The organism is Oerskovia gallyi (assembly GCF_014836745.1).
Classification (GTDB): Bacteria; Actinomycetota; Actinomycetes; order Actinomycetales; family Cellulomonadaceae; genus Oerskovia; species Oerskovia paurometabola.
This window is the reverse complement of sequence record NZ_JACSQE010000008.1, coordinates 184,722-201,147: the sequence shown is the minus strand read 5'-3', so window position 1 is coordinate 201,147 and position 16,426 is coordinate 184,722. Positions and strand designations below refer to the sequence as shown.

11 protein-coding genes are annotated in these 16,426 nt (G+C 73.6%); 3 read left to right on the top strand and 8 right to left on the bottom strand.

Translation table 11 applies throughout. The annotated features are described in order from the left end of the window. Window positions 1–40 precede the first annotated feature (40 nt). Window positions 41–1,372, bottom strand: coding sequence for an ABC transporter substrate-binding protein (locus tag H9640_RS11790; RefSeq protein ID WP_191790886.1), 1,332 nt, complete (start codon window positions 1,370–1,372; stop codon window positions 41–43). 310 nt (window positions 1,373–1,682) lie between these two features. After that, the gene (locus H9640_RS11785; RefSeq protein WP_191790885.1) at window positions 1,683–2,189 is read right to left on the bottom strand and encodes a DUF2505 domain-containing protein; all 507 of its coding nucleotides are present in this window, start codon (window positions 2,187–2,189) and stop codon (window positions 1,683–1,685) included. 123 nt (window positions 2,190–2,312) lie between these two features. Between H9640_RS11785 and H9640_RS11780 the strand changes: the two genes are divergently transcribed. Beyond that, window positions 2,313–3,800, top strand: a complete 1,488-nt coding sequence (locus tag H9640_RS11780) for a sensor histidine kinase (protein WP_191790917.1) — start codon at window positions 2,313–2,315, stop codon at window positions 3,798–3,800. A 109-nt stretch (window positions 3,801–3,909) separates the two neighbouring features. On the opposite strand, the gene H9640_RS11775 is transcribed toward H9640_RS11780, so the two are convergent. After that, window positions 3,910–4,158, bottom strand: coding sequence for a WhiB family transcriptional regulator (locus H9640_RS11775; protein WP_030150075.1), 249 nt, complete (start codon window positions 4,156–4,158; stop codon window positions 3,910–3,912). Between the two features lie 221 nt (window positions 4,159–4,379). On the opposite strand from H9640_RS11775, the gene H9640_RS11770 reads away from it, so the two are divergent. Next, complete coding sequence (locus H9640_RS11770) at window positions 4,380–4,853, top strand: hypothetical protein (protein ID WP_191790884.1); 474 nt, start codon at window positions 4,380–4,382, stop codon at window positions 4,851–4,853. Window positions 4,854–4,855: 2 nt separating this feature from the next. Here H9640_RS11770 and H9640_RS19655 read toward each other — a convergent pair whose 3' ends face one another. The 5 genes from H9640_RS19655 to H9640_RS11745 all read right to left on the bottom strand — a co-directional run bounded on the left by H9640_RS19655 (window position 4,856) and on the right by H9640_RS11745 (window position 15,396). Next, complete coding sequence (locus H9640_RS19655; RefSeq protein WP_191790883.1) at window positions 4,856–9,184, bottom strand: FtsK/SpoIIIE domain-containing protein; 4,329 nt, start codon at window positions 9,182–9,184, stop codon at window positions 4,856–4,858. 110 nt (window positions 9,185–9,294) lie between these two features. Then, window positions 9,295–11,985: an FtsX-like permease family protein gene (locus tag H9640_RS11760; protein WP_225227075.1), complete on the bottom strand. Its 2,691-nt coding sequence runs from the start codon at window positions 11,983–11,985 to the stop codon at window positions 9,295–9,297. 23 nt (window positions 11,986–12,008) lie between these two features. Next, complete coding sequence (locus H9640_RS11755) at window positions 12,009–12,845, bottom strand: ABC transporter ATP-binding protein (protein WP_191790881.1); 837 nt, start codon at window positions 12,843–12,845, stop codon at window positions 12,009–12,011. Between the two features lie 287 nt (window positions 12,846–13,132). Continuing rightward, a complete protein-coding gene (locus H9640_RS11750) occupies window positions 13,133–13,855 on the bottom strand; it encodes a response regulator (RefSeq protein WP_191790880.1) in 723 nt (240 codons plus the stop codon). After that, window positions 13,852–15,396: a sensor histidine kinase gene (locus H9640_RS11745; RefSeq protein WP_191790879.1), complete on the bottom strand. Its 1,545-nt coding sequence runs from the start codon at window positions 15,394–15,396 to the stop codon at window positions 13,852–13,854. The genes H9640_RS11750 and H9640_RS11745 overlap by 4 nt, the downstream gene beginning before the upstream one ends. 331 nt (window positions 15,397–15,727) lie before the next feature. On the opposite strand from H9640_RS11745, the gene H9640_RS11740 reads away from it, so the two are divergent. Further along, window positions 15,728–16,411 carry a response regulator transcription factor gene (locus H9640_RS11740; RefSeq protein ID WP_191790878.1) on the top strand — a complete coding sequence of 228 codons (684 nt, stop codon included), beginning with the start codon at window positions 15,728–15,730 and terminating at the stop codon, window positions 16,409–16,411. Window positions 16,412–16,426: the final 15 nt, after the last annotated feature.

Sequence of the window (16,426 nt, the reverse complement as noted above, 5' to 3'; positions counted from 1 at the left end):
CCCCCCCCCCCCCCCCCCCCCCCCCCCCCCCCGCGCCGGATCAGCTCAGGCCCAGGTCCTTGAAGGACTGGACGGCCTTGTCCCACGAGGACGAGGCGTCGTCGGTCTTCTCGACGTCGACGCGCTTGATGGCGTCCTGGACGGTCTGGTGGATCGAGAAGTAGTTGGCGCCCTTGAAGGGTGCGCCGTCGATCGCGAGGGCGCGGTTGACGAAGATGCTGCCCACGGGTGCGGCGTTGAAGAAGTCGTTGGTGAACGTCTGCACGGCCTCGGACTCCTGCGCCTCGATCTGCGAGGGGAAGGTGCCGGCGTTCTCGAAGGCCTTGGTCTGCTGGGCCGGGTCGGTCAGCCAGGCGGCGAGCTCCTTGGCGGCTTCGGCGTTCTTGCCGGAGGCCGGCACCGTGAGGAAGGACCCGCCCCAGTTGAGGCCGCCCCCGGGGAAGACGTCGGCGACGTTCCAGCCGGTCACACCGCCCGAGCGCTCCTCGACCGGGCCCGTCATCCAGGCCGGGCAGATCATCGTGGCGAAGCCGTTGTTCTGGAACGCGGCGTCCCAGTCGGCGCTCCACTGCTCGAGGCCGGCGGACAGGCCGTTCGTGGTGGACTGCTCCACGACGGTGGTGTAGATGTCCTGGATCTCGGTGTTGGTCGCGAGGTCCTTGGGCGTGCCGTCGGACTCCTCGTACGCGTTGTCGATCTGGTTGACCATGCCCTGGGAGATCGACATCGCGCTGTCGTACCAGGCGGAGTCGCTCGCGGCGGTGAAGGTGGCACCTGCGGCGAAGTAGTCGTCCCAGGTGGCGTCCGCGCCGCCGAGGAGCTCGGCGACCGCAGCGGGGTCGGTGGGCAGGCCCGCCGCTCCGAACAGGTCCTGGCGGTAGCAGATCGCGCTCGGCCCGATGTCGGTGCCGTAGCCGATGACCTTGCCGTCGGTGGTCGTGGCCTGCTGGACCTTCCAGTCGACCCACCGCCCGTCGAGGGACGCGTCGGTCAGGTCGGTGAAGAGATCGGGGTACTGCATGAGCTCGGGGAGCCAGTCCACCTCGATGGCTTCGATGTCGGCCAGGCCGTCGCCGCCTGCGGCGAGCTTGGTCGTCATGTTGGTGCGCGCGTCCTCGGCCTTGGCAGCCTTGGTCTGCTTGACGGTGACGTCGGGGTGCTCCGCGGTGTAGGCGTCGAGGAGCTCCTGGGTGTAACCGAAGTCGTTGAACGTCGCGACGGTGAGCGTGATCTTGCCGTCGGCCGAACCACTGCCCTCGTCCGACGAGCCGGAGCCCGAGGAGCAGGCGGTCAGGGTGAGGGCGAGGGTCGCGAGGCCTGCCACGGCGACGGTCGCTGTGCGGGTGCGGGTCGAACGGGTGCTGCTCAGCACGGTGACTCCCTTGTCGATGATCGGCGTGGCAGCGCTCCCATCCTCCTTTGAGTGGTAGCGCTCCCACGAAGTGCCACGATGGTGGCTGCTGACTTCTCGGGATGTCAACCTCGGGAGGTGACAGAACGTGGTGGAAACGCTCCCACGGTGGCATCCGTGCAGGTCAGGACGTTTTCCTGCGGAATCCCGTACCCGAATCGTTATCGGTTACCGACCGCCTGTATGGGATTCGCCGCGTGCGCTGGGCGCTCGCGCGGACCCGTCGTCCGGCACTCGGCACAGGCCCGTCCGGAGCCCGCCGACGTCACCGTCAGGGGGCCGTGAGCCACTCCACGCCGGCCTGCTCCTCGGACGCCAGCGTGGCCCGGACGGCACCTGCTGCGGCGTCTTCGACGGCCGCCGCGAACAAGGGGACCGTCGCCTTGAGCTCGCCCTCGTACGACTGGCGGGTCCCGCCGTCGGGCAGGGCCTCGAGCGAGACCGTGCCGGTCATGCGCACGGGCGCGCCCGTGATCTCGAGCGAGACGGTTCCCCGCCGCACCCCGTCCACCGCAGGCTCCCAGACCTCGGCCTGGCGGATCTCGAGCGCGTTCCCCACGAAGGCGCGCAGGTGGCCGGGGATCTGGTCCGTGGGCAGCGTGCGCCGCACGACCACCGAGAAGCCCTCCGCGAGCGACCCCGTCACGTCCGCGAGGTCCACGAGGCTCTGCGGGCCACCCGTGCGCTGCGCGCGCCACCGGACGAATGCCTCGCTCGCGAGCATCGCGGTGACGTCGTCCAGACCGGCGGGGTAGTGCAGATCGACGCTCAGGTGCACAGGATCTCCTCGGGACGTGCTGACCGGCGCGCAAGGTGCGCCGGGGAGACCGACTCTACCCAAGGAAGAGCCCCGATCCCGTGAAGACGGCAGGGCATGCGTACGCTGGAGCCCGTGTCTGCCATGAGTGACTTGATCTCCCGCCACGCCGAGCTGTCGCCTGCCGACAACGAGTGGCTGCACCTTCTCGTCGGGGACTGGCAGGTCATCTCCGACCTGGCGTTCGCCGACCTCGTCCTGTGGCTGCCCACGGGCGACGGGAACTTCGTCGCCGTGTCCCAGTGCCGACCGAGCACCGGGGCCACCGTCCACTACGACGACATCGTCGGTTCGATGGCTCCCGACGGCCAGCGTCCTCAGCTCGAGCGTGCCCTCTCGGAGGCCCGCTCGCAGCGATCGCGCGAGCCCCGCTGGTTCGGTGCGTACGCGGTGCGCGAGGAGGCCATCCCCGTCGTCCACGAGGGGCACGCGATCGCGGTCGTCGCGCGGCAGACGAACCTCGGCAGCGGGCGCACGCCCAGCCGGCTCGAGCTCAACTACGTCGAGGCCGCCGACGACCTCATCGCGATGATCTCCCGCGGCGAGTTCCCCGCGCCCAACGCGGCGACCGGCCCGCGGCGTGGCGCCCCCCGTGTCGGGGACGGGCTGATCAGGCTCAACTCCGAGGGTGAGGTCCTCTACGCGAGCCCCAACGCCCTGAGCTGCTTCCACCGCCTCGGTGTGATCGGACCCCTCGTCGGACGTTCGCTCATCGAGGTCACGACCGACCTGATCGAGCACCAGAGCCCGGTCGACGAGTCCCTGCCGCTCGTGGTCATGGGACGTGCGCCGTGGCGCACGGACATCGAGGCCCGTGGGGTCGCCCTGTCCCTGCGCGCCCTGCCGCTGACCGAGTCGGGGCAGCGCATCGGTGCGGTGCTGCTGTGCCGCGACGTCTCCGAGCTGCGTCGTCGCGAGCGCGAGCTCATCACCAAGGACGCGACGATCCGCGAGATCCATCACCGCGTCAAGAACAACCTGCAGACGGTCGCCGCGCTGCTGCGGCTCCAGGCGCGACGCATGGACGTGCCCGAGGCGCGAGCCGCGCTCGAGGAGGCCATGCGCCGCGTCGCCACGATCGCCCTGGTGCACGAGAGCCTGTCCCAGACTCTCGACGAGGAGGTCGAGTTCGACGACATGGGCGGAAGGGCCCTGCGCCTGGCCGCCGACGTCGCCTCGGCCGACACCAAGGTCCGCACGGTGCAGACCGGGAGCTTCGGCCTGGTCCCGGCCGAGGACGCGACCCCGCTCGCGCTCGTGCTGACCGAGCTGGTGACGAACGCGGTCGAGCACGGCTTCTCGGGCCGCAAGGACGGGACCGTCGAGATCGACGCCCGGCGCAACGGCTCCGCCCTGCGGATCGTGGTCGCGGACGACGGCGTGGGCATGCCGGCACCGGGCACCGAGCCTGCGGTCAAGCCCAAGAAGAGCGGCCTCGGGTCGCAGATCGTCGCGACGCTCGTCACGAACGAGCTGGGCGGGACGATCGAGTGGTCGGCCCGTCCGGAGGGTGGGACGCAGGTCGTCCTCCAGCTCGTCCTGCGCGACGGCGGGGGCTCGCGGCAGGGCTGAGCAGAGGGTTCACGGACAGGATCGGATCGGTCGAGAATTCTCTTCCGTGGGCAACATAAAGGGCCGCCACCAGGTGGTGACGGCCCTTTATGAGAAAAGTATGTGAAGCTCAGCCTGCGCGACGGGCGCGAGCGGTGCGGCGCTTGAGAGCGCGGCGCTCGTCCTCGGACAGCCCGCCCCAGACGCCTGCGTCCTGACCGGACTCGAGCGCCCACTTGAGGCACGTGTCGACGACGTCGCAGCGACGGCACACGGCCTTCGCCTCTTCGATCTGCAGGAGGGCAGGGCCGGTGTTCCCGATCGGGAAGAACAGCTCAGGGTCTTCTTCCAGGCAGGCTGCGCGGTGGCGCCAGTCCATGTGAGGTCTCCTTGGCATGGCGAGCAAGGCCGCTTCGTGAATGTGTCGGACGCACGTCCACAATGGGCTTCAGGCTCAGGTGGGGGGTAATTGATGCTTGAACTAGGTTCACACCTCGTGAAGCCCAGCACAAGGGGTTACCGGAAAGTTTCTGCGGGGTGAACCGTGAGGTCTTGGTCACACTTCGGTGAAGGTGCAGGTCACGCGTAGTCTGGGTTGTCGTGGCACCAGTGAGCACCCCGAATCAATCCACCCCCGAGCCTCCCGAGGAGGGCAAGGCCCGCTCGTCGAGCCTCCCGGCAGGGGCGCGACCGCCCGCACTGTGGGTCGTGATCGCCGGGATCGTCCTCGAGGCGCTGGCCCTCGCGGCGGCCGCGGTGCTCGTCCTGTTCGAGCTTCTCACGGGAGGCTCCTTCTCGGCCGGGGTCTCGATCTTCCTCGCCCTGTTCTGCGCCGGCGTCGCGGTCGTCCTCGGTGCCAGCGCGCGCGGCCTGCTGCGCGGGCAGCGGTGGGCGCGCTCGCCCGTGGCCACCTGGCAGCTGCTCCAGATCGTGGTCGCCTTCAGCTGGCTGCAGTACGAGGTCACGTCCGGGGGGATCCTCACCATGGCGCTCGCCCTGGTCGTGCTCGTCGGACTCATGCTGCGCCCCGTCGTCGTCGCGACGACCCGCGACGTTGCCCGCACCGAGGGCTGACGTCACGACCGGTCCGTGACGTCGAGCGCCGCGGTCCGGGCGACCACCGTTGGCACCCGGCTCGTCCCGGGAGCCGTGACCTGGACAGGGACGAGGTCGTTCCCGCAGACGGCGACGGCCCGACCGACCGGTCCGCCCTCGGGGTCGACCGAACCGCCCAGCGGTCTCCCGAACACCTCGCCCGAGCCACGCTCCTCGGGGGCCAGGACGAGGCCGCTGCGCGCGCCCCGCAGCTCGGCGACCGGCCCCCGGTGGGCCATCGCCGCCGCCGCGGTCGTGCAGGACGCAAGGACGACGACGCCTGTGCGCACCAGGTCCGTGAGGACGTCCGCCTCGAGCGGGAACGTCTGGACGAGCAGGTCCAGGTCGTCGACGACCACCACGTCGCCCGCGCCGAGCCCGACGCTCGGCAGGGTGCCGAGCAGGGCCCGCACCTGCGCCGACGCGCGAGGACCGGTGGCCGCGAACGGCTCGGTCGCACCGGGCCCGCCCGCGGACGCGCCGAGGGGTTCGAGCTCCGTGAAGCGCTCGTCGGGCGAGACGATCGCCCGGAGCCTGCCCGTGGCGTGGGCCTGACGCGCCAGGACCAGCAGGGCGCTGCTGCGCCCGCTGCCGGGGGGCCCCACGACGAGCGCCCCGCGCGAGACGTCGAGGAGGACACGGTCCGCGTGGTCGCCGCCCCGTCCGACGACGAGACGTCCCGCTGCAGCGCCGGCGCCAGCACCGACTCCGTCCGCCGCGTCGTCCGTGACGTCCGGCTCGGTCACGATCCGGGGAAGCGGGAGCAACCGCACCGGCCGATCACGCCTCGCGTCGCGCAGACCGGCAGGGCCGCCCGTCGGGTCACCGGGCTCGGAGTCGACGACCACCTGGCACTCGACGGCGTCGCCCGCCCCGAGCCACACGGCACGGCCCGGACGGCCGCCGCGCCCGGCGAGCCGTGAGGGGACGCCGAGCGCGACGTCGTCGGGCACGGTGCCCGAGGCCAGCACGAGGCGCGGCCCCACGCGCGAGGACAGGCCCGCCAGCCCCGGGGAGCCACCCGCGAGCGCGACGTGCACGCCTCTTGCGGGCCCCTCGGAGAGCAGCCGGGCGACCTGGTCCGCCCCGGCGCCCGACGCGAGCCGGGCGAGGGAGACGCGCAGGTCCTCGACGTCGTCGAGCAGGACGAGGGTCGGGCGGTCCTGCGGGCGGCCCAGCAGGAGGTCGACGAGGCGTGCGACCCGCCGCGCGTCGTGGCGAGGCGCGACGGTCCCGCACGACGGGTGACCCGGCAGCCCGTGCGTGAGCGTCGGCGCGTCGCCGACGAGGTGGACGTCCCAGCCGCGGTCGAGAGCGGCGACCGCGAGGGCGCGCAGCGTCGTCGAGCGCCCGGACCGTGGTCGCCCGACGACCGCCAGGTGCCCGCGGTCGGGCTGCCAGGAGACGAGCCCGCGCCGCTGCTGGTCCGGCAGGTCGGACAGGGCGAGGGGCAGGCCGTCGGGGACGTCGCCAGGAAGCGCGACGTCCTGCAGGTCCGACGGCGTCACGCGCGCAGGGAGCGCGGGGAGCCACGGCGGGGCGAGGGCCGGGAGACGGGCGGCGCGCGCCGCGAGGACGGCGGCCGCGACCAGCCGGGCGACCAGGTCGGGCGTGAGGTCGACGGCGGTGGTCGTGCCACGAGCCGCTCCCCAACGTCGGGCGGCCAGCACCTGGGCCCCGGGACGCGGCGCGGCCGTCCCCGCGTGCGCGCACTGGACCACGAGCGGCGGTTCGGTGCCTCGTCGCAGCACGGCTCGGCCGGGCCGACCGGCAGGGATGAGCGCGGCATGGGGCGCGTCGATCACGTCTCGCGAGTCGCCCGGGTCGATCTGCCGCAGGGCCAGGCGCAGCGAGATGTTCGCTCGCATGTCAGCGGTCACGGCACCCGCGGGGCGCTGGGTGGCCAGGACGAGATGCACCCCGAGGGACCGGCCCTGCGAGGCGAGCCGCAGGAGGCCGGGGAGGAAGTCCGGCAGGTCGTCGGCGAGCGCCCGGAACTCGTCGATGACCACGAGGAGCCGGGGGAGCGTCCCGACGGGCAGGCCGTCGATGTCGGCCGCCCCTGCCTCTGCCACGGCCTGCTCACGCCGGCGCAGCTCGGCGCGCAGGCCGGCCAGGGCTCGGCCGGCGAGCCCTGGCTCGAGGTCCGTGACGCGTCCGACGACGTGCGGGAGGTCCACGCAGTCGCCGAAGCCCGCCCCGCCCTTGAAGTCGACGAGCGCGATCGCGAGGTCGCGCGGGCTGTGGGTGAGGGCGAGCCCGAGCACGAGCGACTGCAGCAGCTCGGACTTGCCGGCTCCCGTGGTCCCGGCGACGAGGGCGTGCGGCCCGTCGCGGACCAGGTCGACGTGGACGGTGCTGCCCTGCGCGTCGGTGCCGAGCGGGACGACCAGGCCCGGGCGAGATCCGTCCGCGGGCACCGACCACCGGGCGTCGACCCACGACGTCATCGAGGCAGGCTCGTGGGGGACGGGGGCCAGCAGCAGCCCCGCCAGCGAGACGCTCGCCGCGAGGTCGGGGTGGACGGGGTCCGTGCGGTCGACCGGCCCCCCGGGCGCGGTGCCCGCGGGCCAGCGGCCGAGGCGTGCCGCGGCGGCGACGTGCCGTGCGTACCGCTCGGCCCACGGGGCGGACACCCCGAGCTCCGGGGCGGGTTCGGCCGCACCGTCGGCGAGGTGCCACGTGCCCCGGCTCGTGTCCAGGACCGTGCGGCACCAGGCCGGCACGGACCTGCGGTCGGGGGCGAGGAGGATCAGCCGCTCCGCCCCGGTACGCCGCGCCCACCACGACTCGAGGGGCTCGACCGTCCCGGTGCCTGCGGTGGAGCGGTCGACGTCCACCAGCACGACGCGGTCGGTCGGCGGGCTCGTCCCGCCCTCCCTCCGCGCACCTGGCACGAGGTCGCTCCGGCGCGAGCCGGGCAGCCAGCGCAACCAGGACCAGTCCGGCGCGAGGTCGTCCTGGTGCACGGCGTCGACCTCGGCGCCCGAGGCGACCTGGGCGAGGAGCAGCGCGCGACCGGCTGCCAGACGGGACTCGCGCGGTCCGACCACCGCCACGCACCCGTCGGGCAGGTACGTGCCTTGAGCGCTCGGCGTCTCCGGGCGGGGTGCCGGCTCTCCCAGCGCGCGTGCACCGCTGGTCGGGTGGTCGGTGTTCGGCGCAGGGTCGGCCGCATGGTGGGCGGCGAACGCCGCGGTCATGAGGTCCGCAGGGTGCGGCGCGGGGTACCCGGTCCGGTCGAGCAGGCCGCCCGGGACAGGGGACCGGTCGTCGCGCAGCGACCCCCGCGGGGCCGAGGAGGCGTGATCGCGGGTACCGGGGCGGCTCGCGGGCCGCGCCCGGTCGCCGCCCGCTCCGGGGGCCGCGCCGGGCCGCCCGACGTGCCCCTCGCCCGTGCCCGAGCGTGCGAGCGAGGACGAGCGGCGCCGTCGGGCGAGGAGGGGGACCACGAGCGTGAGCGGACCGATCAGCGCAAGGAGCGCGAACAGGGGCTGGCGCGTGCTCGCCGCGAGCGCGAGCGACCCGACGGCCGGGGTCACGGCCATCAGGAGCGCGGCCGGACCGAGAGCCTCGCGGGGCGCGGCGGTGACCGGACGGGCGAGCCCGCTCGTGACGTCCCACTCCTCGAGGCGGGGCCGCGGGCGCAGGTCGTAGGTCGTGGGCCCGACCCGCAGGACGTGACCGGGGCGCCAGCGTCGCCATGCTCCGCGCCGCACGCGCCGCGACCTGCCCTCGGGGGGCTCCCGGCGGACCGGCACGGCCTGCTCCCCGCGCCGGGCACCCCGCACTCGCACCCGCACCTCGAACCCGACGTCCGTCCCGTCCGCTCCTGCCGCGGCCCCCGCGTGGTCTGCGGCGCGGCCCCGCGCCACCGGGAACCACCCCCGACGGCCCGCCGCGCGCAGCGTGACGACGACGCACGGACCGCTCCCGTGCTCCAGGCGGAGCGCAGAGCCCGGCCGCACCGGCAGCAGGCCCCCGCATCCCGGCCCGCTCAGGACCGCGACGTGCCAGGGGGCACGGAGCGCGGCGACGTCCTGGTCCCGCTCGGCGCTCGCGGACCGGGACCCGTCCGCGCGTCCCGCAGGGGTGCGTCTCGCGTGCCCCGTCACGCGGAGGATGGCCCCGGGAAGCAGGGGACGCGTCCCGACCCGGTGGTCCTCGCCGAGGACGACCCCGTCGACCTCGAGCGGGGCGCCGGCAAGCTCGGGGCGGCACGCGACGCGCGCCAGGTCCGGACGGAGGTCTCCCAGGCGCGAGCCGGGGGTCACGTCGAGGTCGACGCCGGGATGGAGGGTGATGAGCACGCGCCGATCCTGTCGTCCCCCGAAGGGCTCCGCAGACGCCGACGGCGCGCCTGTGGACGAGGAGATCGTCCACAGGCGCGCCGTCGGGCACGGTGCCGCTGGATGGCGGGTCAGTCGACCGCGAGCGCCTCCACGGGGGAGGTGCGGGCCGCCGAGCGGCCTGGGATCACCGAGGCGAGCAGACCGGCGACGAGCGCCACGACCAGCACCAGGGCGACGTCGCGCCACGGGACGGCCAGGGTCACGTCACCCATCACGGCGAGTGCCGCGGAGGCCCCGGCCCAGCCGTACAGGACGCCCAGCACGATGCCGAGCACCGCGCCGACCCCCGCGATGAGCATGCCCTCGATGGCCAGCATCCAGCGCAGCTGGGACCGGCTCAGGCCGATGGCCCGCAGGGTCGCGGACTCGCGGCGGCGCTCGATGACCGAGAGCGACAGGGTGTTCGCGACGCCGATCAGGGCGATGACGACCGCGACCGCGAGGAGCCCGACGACGATGCCGAGGACCGTGTCGACGACCTTCTGGTAGAGGGCGCGCTCGACGGCGGCACCGGTCACGTCGATCGGGATGCTGCTCTCGGCGAGCGCGTCCTGGAGCGCGGGGACCACGGACCCCGCGTCGGTCACGTCGGTCAGCCCCACCCAGGCGGTCGTGACCGGCGCGCCGGGGGCGACGCCGTCGAGCGTGTCGGGGGTGACCAGGAGGGCGCGTCCGCCCATCGGGGTGACCAGCGCCTCGAGGGTGGCGGGGGATCCCGTGCCCTCCGGGGCCGTCGCGGCCAGCGACAGCTCGTCGCCCGTGGCGATCTTCCAGTCCTTGGCGACCATCTCGGGGACGACGACCGTGCCGGGCACCAGCCCCTCGACGGCCTTCGCGTTGCGCACGAGCCCCACGGCGTCGGCAGGGTCGACGCCGCGCGCGAGGAACGTGATGGACTGTCCGTCCAGGTCGACCGAGACGGTCGCCGCGGTGAGCGGGACGACGCTCGCGATGCCCTCGGTGCTCTCGGCGGTGCTCATCGTCGTCTGCGGCAGCTCGATGGGGTCGTTGCCCCCGTTGTCGTCGTAGCCGTCCGTCGCGAGCGAGACGTCCACGGGGTAGCGGCTGTCGAGCTCGTTGTTCATGCTCATCCGTGCGCTGACCGCGCCGGTCGACATCATGGCCACGAGCGTCACACCGATGAGGAGCGCCGTGCTGGTGGCAGCGGTGCGGCGCGGGTTGCGCAGGGTGTTGGCCGCCGCGAGCTTGGCCGTGCTGCCGGAGCCCGTCAGGGCCTTGCCGACGACGCTGACCACCCGGGGGAGCCAGAAGATCGCGCCGATCAGCACCCCGACGAACGAGGCGGCGCCACCGGCCGTCGCCGCGAGCAGCCCCATCTCGGCGCTGCCCTGCTGCCCCAGGACGATGCCCAGGGCGAGGAGGCTCGCGCCACCGACGACCAGGAGGATCGAGGCGACCAGACGGACCCGCCCGGCTCCGGTCGAGACGGTCGGCGCGTCCGACGGGCGCAGCGCGGCGAGCGGCGCGACCCGGGTCGCTGCGCGGGCCGGGGAGAAGGACGCGACGAGCGTGACGACGGTGCCGACCAGCAGAGGTACCAGGACGACCGGGACGGTGATCTGGACCAGCTCCGGGAGCGGGACGCCGAGGTCCATGCCGCCGGCCACGGTGAGCGCGAGCTGGACGAGCCCCGTGCCGACCAGGATCCCGGCGACCGAGGCGATGATCCCGAGCGTCGTGGCCTCCAGCAGCACCGATCGTGCGAGCTGCTTGCGGTCGGCGCCCACGCAGCGCAGGAGCGCGAGGGTCCGGGTGCGCTGGGCGACGAGCACCTGGAAGGTGTTCGCGATGACCAGGGCCGCGACGAGCAGGGCGATCGCGGCGAACGTGAGGATCATGTAGGTGAAGACGTCCTCGCCGCCGGTCATCTCGGCAGCGACCTTCTTCGCGTACTCGTCGGTCGTCATGACCGTGGTGCCGTCCCCCTGCGAGTCGGCGATCTGGGTGCGGACGGTCTCGACGTCGGCGCCCGGGGCGAGAGCCACGAGGACGTCGTTCGTGACGTCGGCCGAGGCACCGGGCTCTGCGGCCGAGTCGTCCCAGGTCGTCAGCTCCGCCGCGTCCACCAGGCCCGCGCCGCCGTACTGCGAGTGGGCGCCCATCGGGTCGTCGAGGAGGCCGACGAGGGTCAGCTTCTCGTCGACGTCGGTGTACTCGCCGAGCGGGGCCTCGTCGGGCGACGTCGTGCCGCCGTCCGCTGCCTCGCCGGCCGTCGCGCTGCTGTCCGCGCTGTCCGTGCCGTCCGTGCTGTCCGTGCTGTCCGTGCCGTCCGGCGCGGTCGCGCCCTCGGCAACAGGCTGCCAGACGGAGCGTACGAGCGTCACGGTGTCGCCGAGCTCGAGGCCCAGGCGGTCCGCGGTCTCCTCGGGGAGGGCGATCTCGCCCGCAGCCGACGGCTGGGCGCCCGCGGTGACCTCCTGCGGCTCGAACCGCGGGTCGGTCATGACCGGGCTGACGATCTGGAAGGTGCGCTTGCCGCCCGAGACCAGCTGGAAGGCTCGGAGCTTGCGCGCGTCGGCGGCCTCGACCCCGGGGGTCGTGCCGACCGCGGCGATCTCGGCGGCGTCGAGGCCCTGGTCGTTCGCGACGACCAGGTCGGAGTCGGCGTAGCGCGCGGCGATCGAGCCGTTGGTGACCTGGGTCATGACGTTCCCGGCGAGGAGCGTCGCGGTCAGGAAGGCGGTCCCGATGAGGATCGCGATGCCGGCGGCGCTGAGCCGCCCGATGCTTCGGCGCATCTGCGCCAGGGTGAGCCGGACCATCAGGCGCGCACCGCCGTCGAACCGGTCGAGCCGCCCGCGAGCGCGTCGGCGGGGTCGCCCTCGAGCGTGCGCAGCGCGTCGAGGCCGGCGAGGACGGACTCGGGCGTCGGGTCGTCGATGTCGCCCGCGATGCGGCCGTCCGCGATGAGGATGACGCGGTCGGCGTACGCGGCGGCCGTCGGGTCGTGCGTGACCATGATGATGGTGCGCCCGAGCTCGCGGACCGAGCGGCGCAGGAAGCTCAGGACCTCGGCGCCGGAGCGCGAGTCCAGGTTTCCGGTGGGCTCGTCGGCGAACACGACCTCGGGCTTGGCGATGAGGGCGCGGGCGATCGCGACGCGCTGCTGCTGCCCGCCCGAGAGCTCGCTGGGGCGGTGGGTGAGGCGAGCGCCCAGGCCGAGGGTCTGGACGAGCGTCGCGAGCCACTCCTTGTCGACCGTCCCCGAGGCGAGCTCGATCGGGAGCGTGATGTTCTGCTCGGCCGTGAACATGGGCAGCAGGTTGAACGACTGGAAGACGAAGCCGACGCGGTCGCGGCGCAGCCTGGTCAGCTCGTTGTCACCGAGCGCGGTGATCTCGGTGTCGCCGATGAAGCCCTGGCCGCTCGAGGCGGTGTCGAGCCCGGCGAGCAGGTGCATGAGCGTGGACTTTCCCGAGCCCGAGGGGCCCATGATCGCGGTGAACGCGCCCTTCTCGAAGTCCACGTCGACGCCGTCGAGCGCGCGCACGGTCGCCTCGCCCTTGCCGTACAGCTTGGTCAGGGACCGGGCGCGCACCGCGGGGGTGCCCGGTGAGGCGGCGGTGCCGGGGATGGGCTGGTACACGGTGGTGTCCACGTCTGCTCCAGGGAGTTCGTCGTCGGTAGGTCCGGTCCCGGGGCGGGGCGCGTGGTGCGCCCGGCGCCGGGACCGAGGGGGTGCGGGGGAGAGCCGAGGCCCTCGTTCCCACCTGATGACGACACTAGGAGCCGGGGGGTGGCGGCCGCGTCCGGCGACGGGCTGGTCCTGGCCGCAGGGGGAGTCATCCCGTGGTCGTACGCGCCCGGTCGGGCGGTACGCCGCACGTCGAGCGGTCCCGCAGCCAGGGTCCGTCCGGCCCCCGGCGAAGCCCCTGCCCGACGGCGTCACGCGCCCGGGCGCACCAGCCCGGTCTCGTAGGCCGTCACCACGGCCTGCACGCGGTCGCGCGCCTCGAGCTTGGCGAGGATGCGCCCGACGTGGGTCTTGACCGTGGCCTCGGCGACGAACAGGTCGCCCGCGATCTCGGTGTTCGACCGGCCCTTCGCCATGAGAACGAGCACCTCGCGCTCGCGCTCGGTGAGCGAGGAGACCTGCTGCTGGGCGCCCGTGTCGACGAGCTGCTCGGCGGGCAGGGCCACGACCAGGTGCTCGAGGAGCCGGCGGGTCGAGGACGGGGCGATCACCGCGTCCCCCGAGTGCACGGTGCGGATCGCCGCGAGCATCTCCTCGGGGGGAGCGTCCTTGAGGAGGAAGCCGCTGGCCCCGGAGCGGATCGCCTCGAGGACGTACTCGTCGAGGTCGAACGTCGTGAGCACGATGACGCGCGGCACGTGCTGCCCCTCGGCGGCCGCGGCCGTGAGCTGCGCCGTCGCGGCGAGCCCGTCGAGGTGGGGCATGCGCACGTCCATGAGCACGACGTCGACGGGGTGGTCCGCGAGCAGCCGGAGCGCCTGGAGCCCGTCACCGGCCTCGACCGTGACCTGGAGGTCGGGCTGCGAGTCGATCACCATCCGGAAGCCGGCCCGCACGAGCTGCTGGTCGTCGACGAGCGCGACCCGGATCGGGGCGCGCTCGGGCGGGTCGGGGGCGAAGAAGGTGGAGGTCATGGGTCCTGACGATCGTCGGGTGCGGGTGCGGGCCGGGTGCCGCGAGGGTCCATCCTGCCCGACAGGTGGTCCGGCGGGGGTGGCACGGGGGCAGGACCCGCCGACCGACCCGCCGCCGGACCGGCTGCCGGACCCGCCGTCGGGCCGTGCGGTGGCGACTGCGGACCGGGAGCCGACGGGAGGAGGGGAGCGACGCCGTCGAGCCGGGGGATGGGCATGGTGAACCGGACGCGGAAGCCGCCCCCGGGGCGGGGGCCCGTCGTCACGGAGCCGCCGAAGATCACGGCGCGCTCGCGCATGCCGAGCAGACCGTAGCCGGGCGAGTGCGAGCCGTCCGCGGAGGCGCCCCTCCCGTCGTCGTCGACCGCGAGCTGGAGCGTGTCGACGCCCCAGGTCACGACCACCGTGACGGTCGGGTCCGGGCCTGCGTGCTTGAGGATGTTGGTCAGCGCCTCCTGGCAGACCCGGTACACGGTCAGCCCCGCCCCCGGAGGCAGGGCGCGCGGCGTGCCCATGCGGACGAGCGAGACCCGCATGCCGCTCTCGCGCACCTGGGCGACGAGGGTCTCCAGGTCGGCCGAGTCGGGCTGCGGGTTGAGCTCGATGCGGCGGGTCGCGCCCGTGACGGGGGTGGGGTCCGTGCGGGGGGAGCCGGTGGGCGCGACGGCGCTCGCGGGACCTCCTGGGGGGAGGGGCCGGGGACGGTTGTTGAGGCCGGGGGCGTGCGTGAGCTGGGCAGGCCCGGCGACGGCGCCGCGGTCGTCCGTGCGCAGGACCCCGAGGAGCCGGCGCATGTCGGCCAGCGCGGCACGACCCGTCTCCGAGACCGTCGTCAGTGCGCGCGTGGCCGCGGCCGGGTCCGTGGCACCGGCGTAACGTCCACCGTCGGCCTGGGCGATGATGACGGACAGCGAGTGGGCGACGATGTCGTGCATCTCGCGGGCGATGCGCGAACGTTCGGCGGCCGTCGCGATCTGCGCCTGCTGGTCGCGCTCGACCTCGAGGCGCTCGGCGCGGTCGACCAACGCGTTGATGGTCTCGCGCCGCGAACGGCGGACCAGCCCGAACGCCCAGACCGCGAGGAACATCATGGTCGTGAACATCGTGGTGACCACGAGGACCCCGGCCGCCTCGCCCGGGCCGCTCGCCTGCATGGCGAGCGAGAGCCCGAGCACCAGGGAACCGGCGGCCGAGGAGATCATCGCGGTGCGGTGCGCCCACCGGGGGCCGTAGACCGTGACGGAGAAGAGGGAGATCAGCAGGAGGAAGTCGGCCGGGAGGAAGACGATCCCGAACAGCAGGTGGAGCAGCGCGACCGAGTAGACCGTGATGGCCGACGCCACGGGGCGGACCCGGCGCCACGGCAGCGGGGCGATCATGCCGATCGTGAAGAGGGTCGAGAGCGTCGAACCGCCCGTGGCGGACGTCCCGAGCGCCCAGGCCGCAGGCACGAAGGCGAGCGCGACGACGAGCGTCGTGGTCATGTCGACACCGAACCGGTGCCGCTCCCACCACTTGCCCATGTTCTCGTACCAGCCCATGCCTGCCAGCCTAGGTGGGGCCCGCCGTCGGAGGGGTCCACCCGTGGACGGACCGGGGGCGTGCCCCGGCCCGACCAGGGCATGATCCGGGGTCGCGGGAGCGGCCGGCCGGGTCGCGGCCCGTCGGGGCGCGGGCGCCGGACACGGGTCGTGCGAACGCCTTCCCGTGACGTCCCGACGGCGTCCGCATGGCCGGGCCTACCGGGTGCAACCGGGCAGACCCGGGCAGAGCAGAACACCCGGGCCATCGGTGTCCATCAGGTGTGCCATGGGTGTCCCACAACGCCTGCCGGATAACGCCAAAGTTCTACGAATGCCCTAGCATGATCGAATGACCCACGTACTGCTAGCGGAGGACGACCCGGCGATTGCCGAACCTTTGGCGCGTGCGCTGACGCGTGAGGGTTACAACGTGGTCGTGCAAGGAACTGGTCAAGGAGCGATCGACGCCGCGAACGGCGTCGACATCGTCGTCCTCGACCTGGGCCTCCCGGACATGGACGGCCTGGACGTCGCACGTGAGATCCGCAACAAGGGTCTGACGACGCCGGTCCTGGTCCTGACGGCACGTGCCGACGAGGTCGACCTCGTGGTCGGCCTCGACGCCGGCGCCGACGACTACGTGACCAAGCCCTTCCGCCTGGCCGAGCTCCTCGCCCGCGTGCGGGCGCTCCTGCGACGCACCCACGGCGACACCACGGACGAGGAGGAGCTGGTCGCGCAGGACGTCCGCATCGACGTCTCCGCCCACCGCGCCTTCCAGGGCGAGCGCGAGCTGCACCTGACCACCAAGGAGTTCGAGCTCCTGCGCGTGCTCATCGCGAGCGCGGGATCCGTCGTCGTGCGTGACACCCTCATGCGCGACGTGTGGGGCTCGGAGCCCGTGGGCTCCACCAAGACGCTGGACATGCACGTGTCCTGGCTGCGCCGCAAGCTCGGCGACGACGCCAACTCGCCGCGCTACGTCTCGACGGTCCGGGGCCTCGGCTTCCGGTTCGAGACCGGCGAGGGCTGATCAGCCCACAGGGCT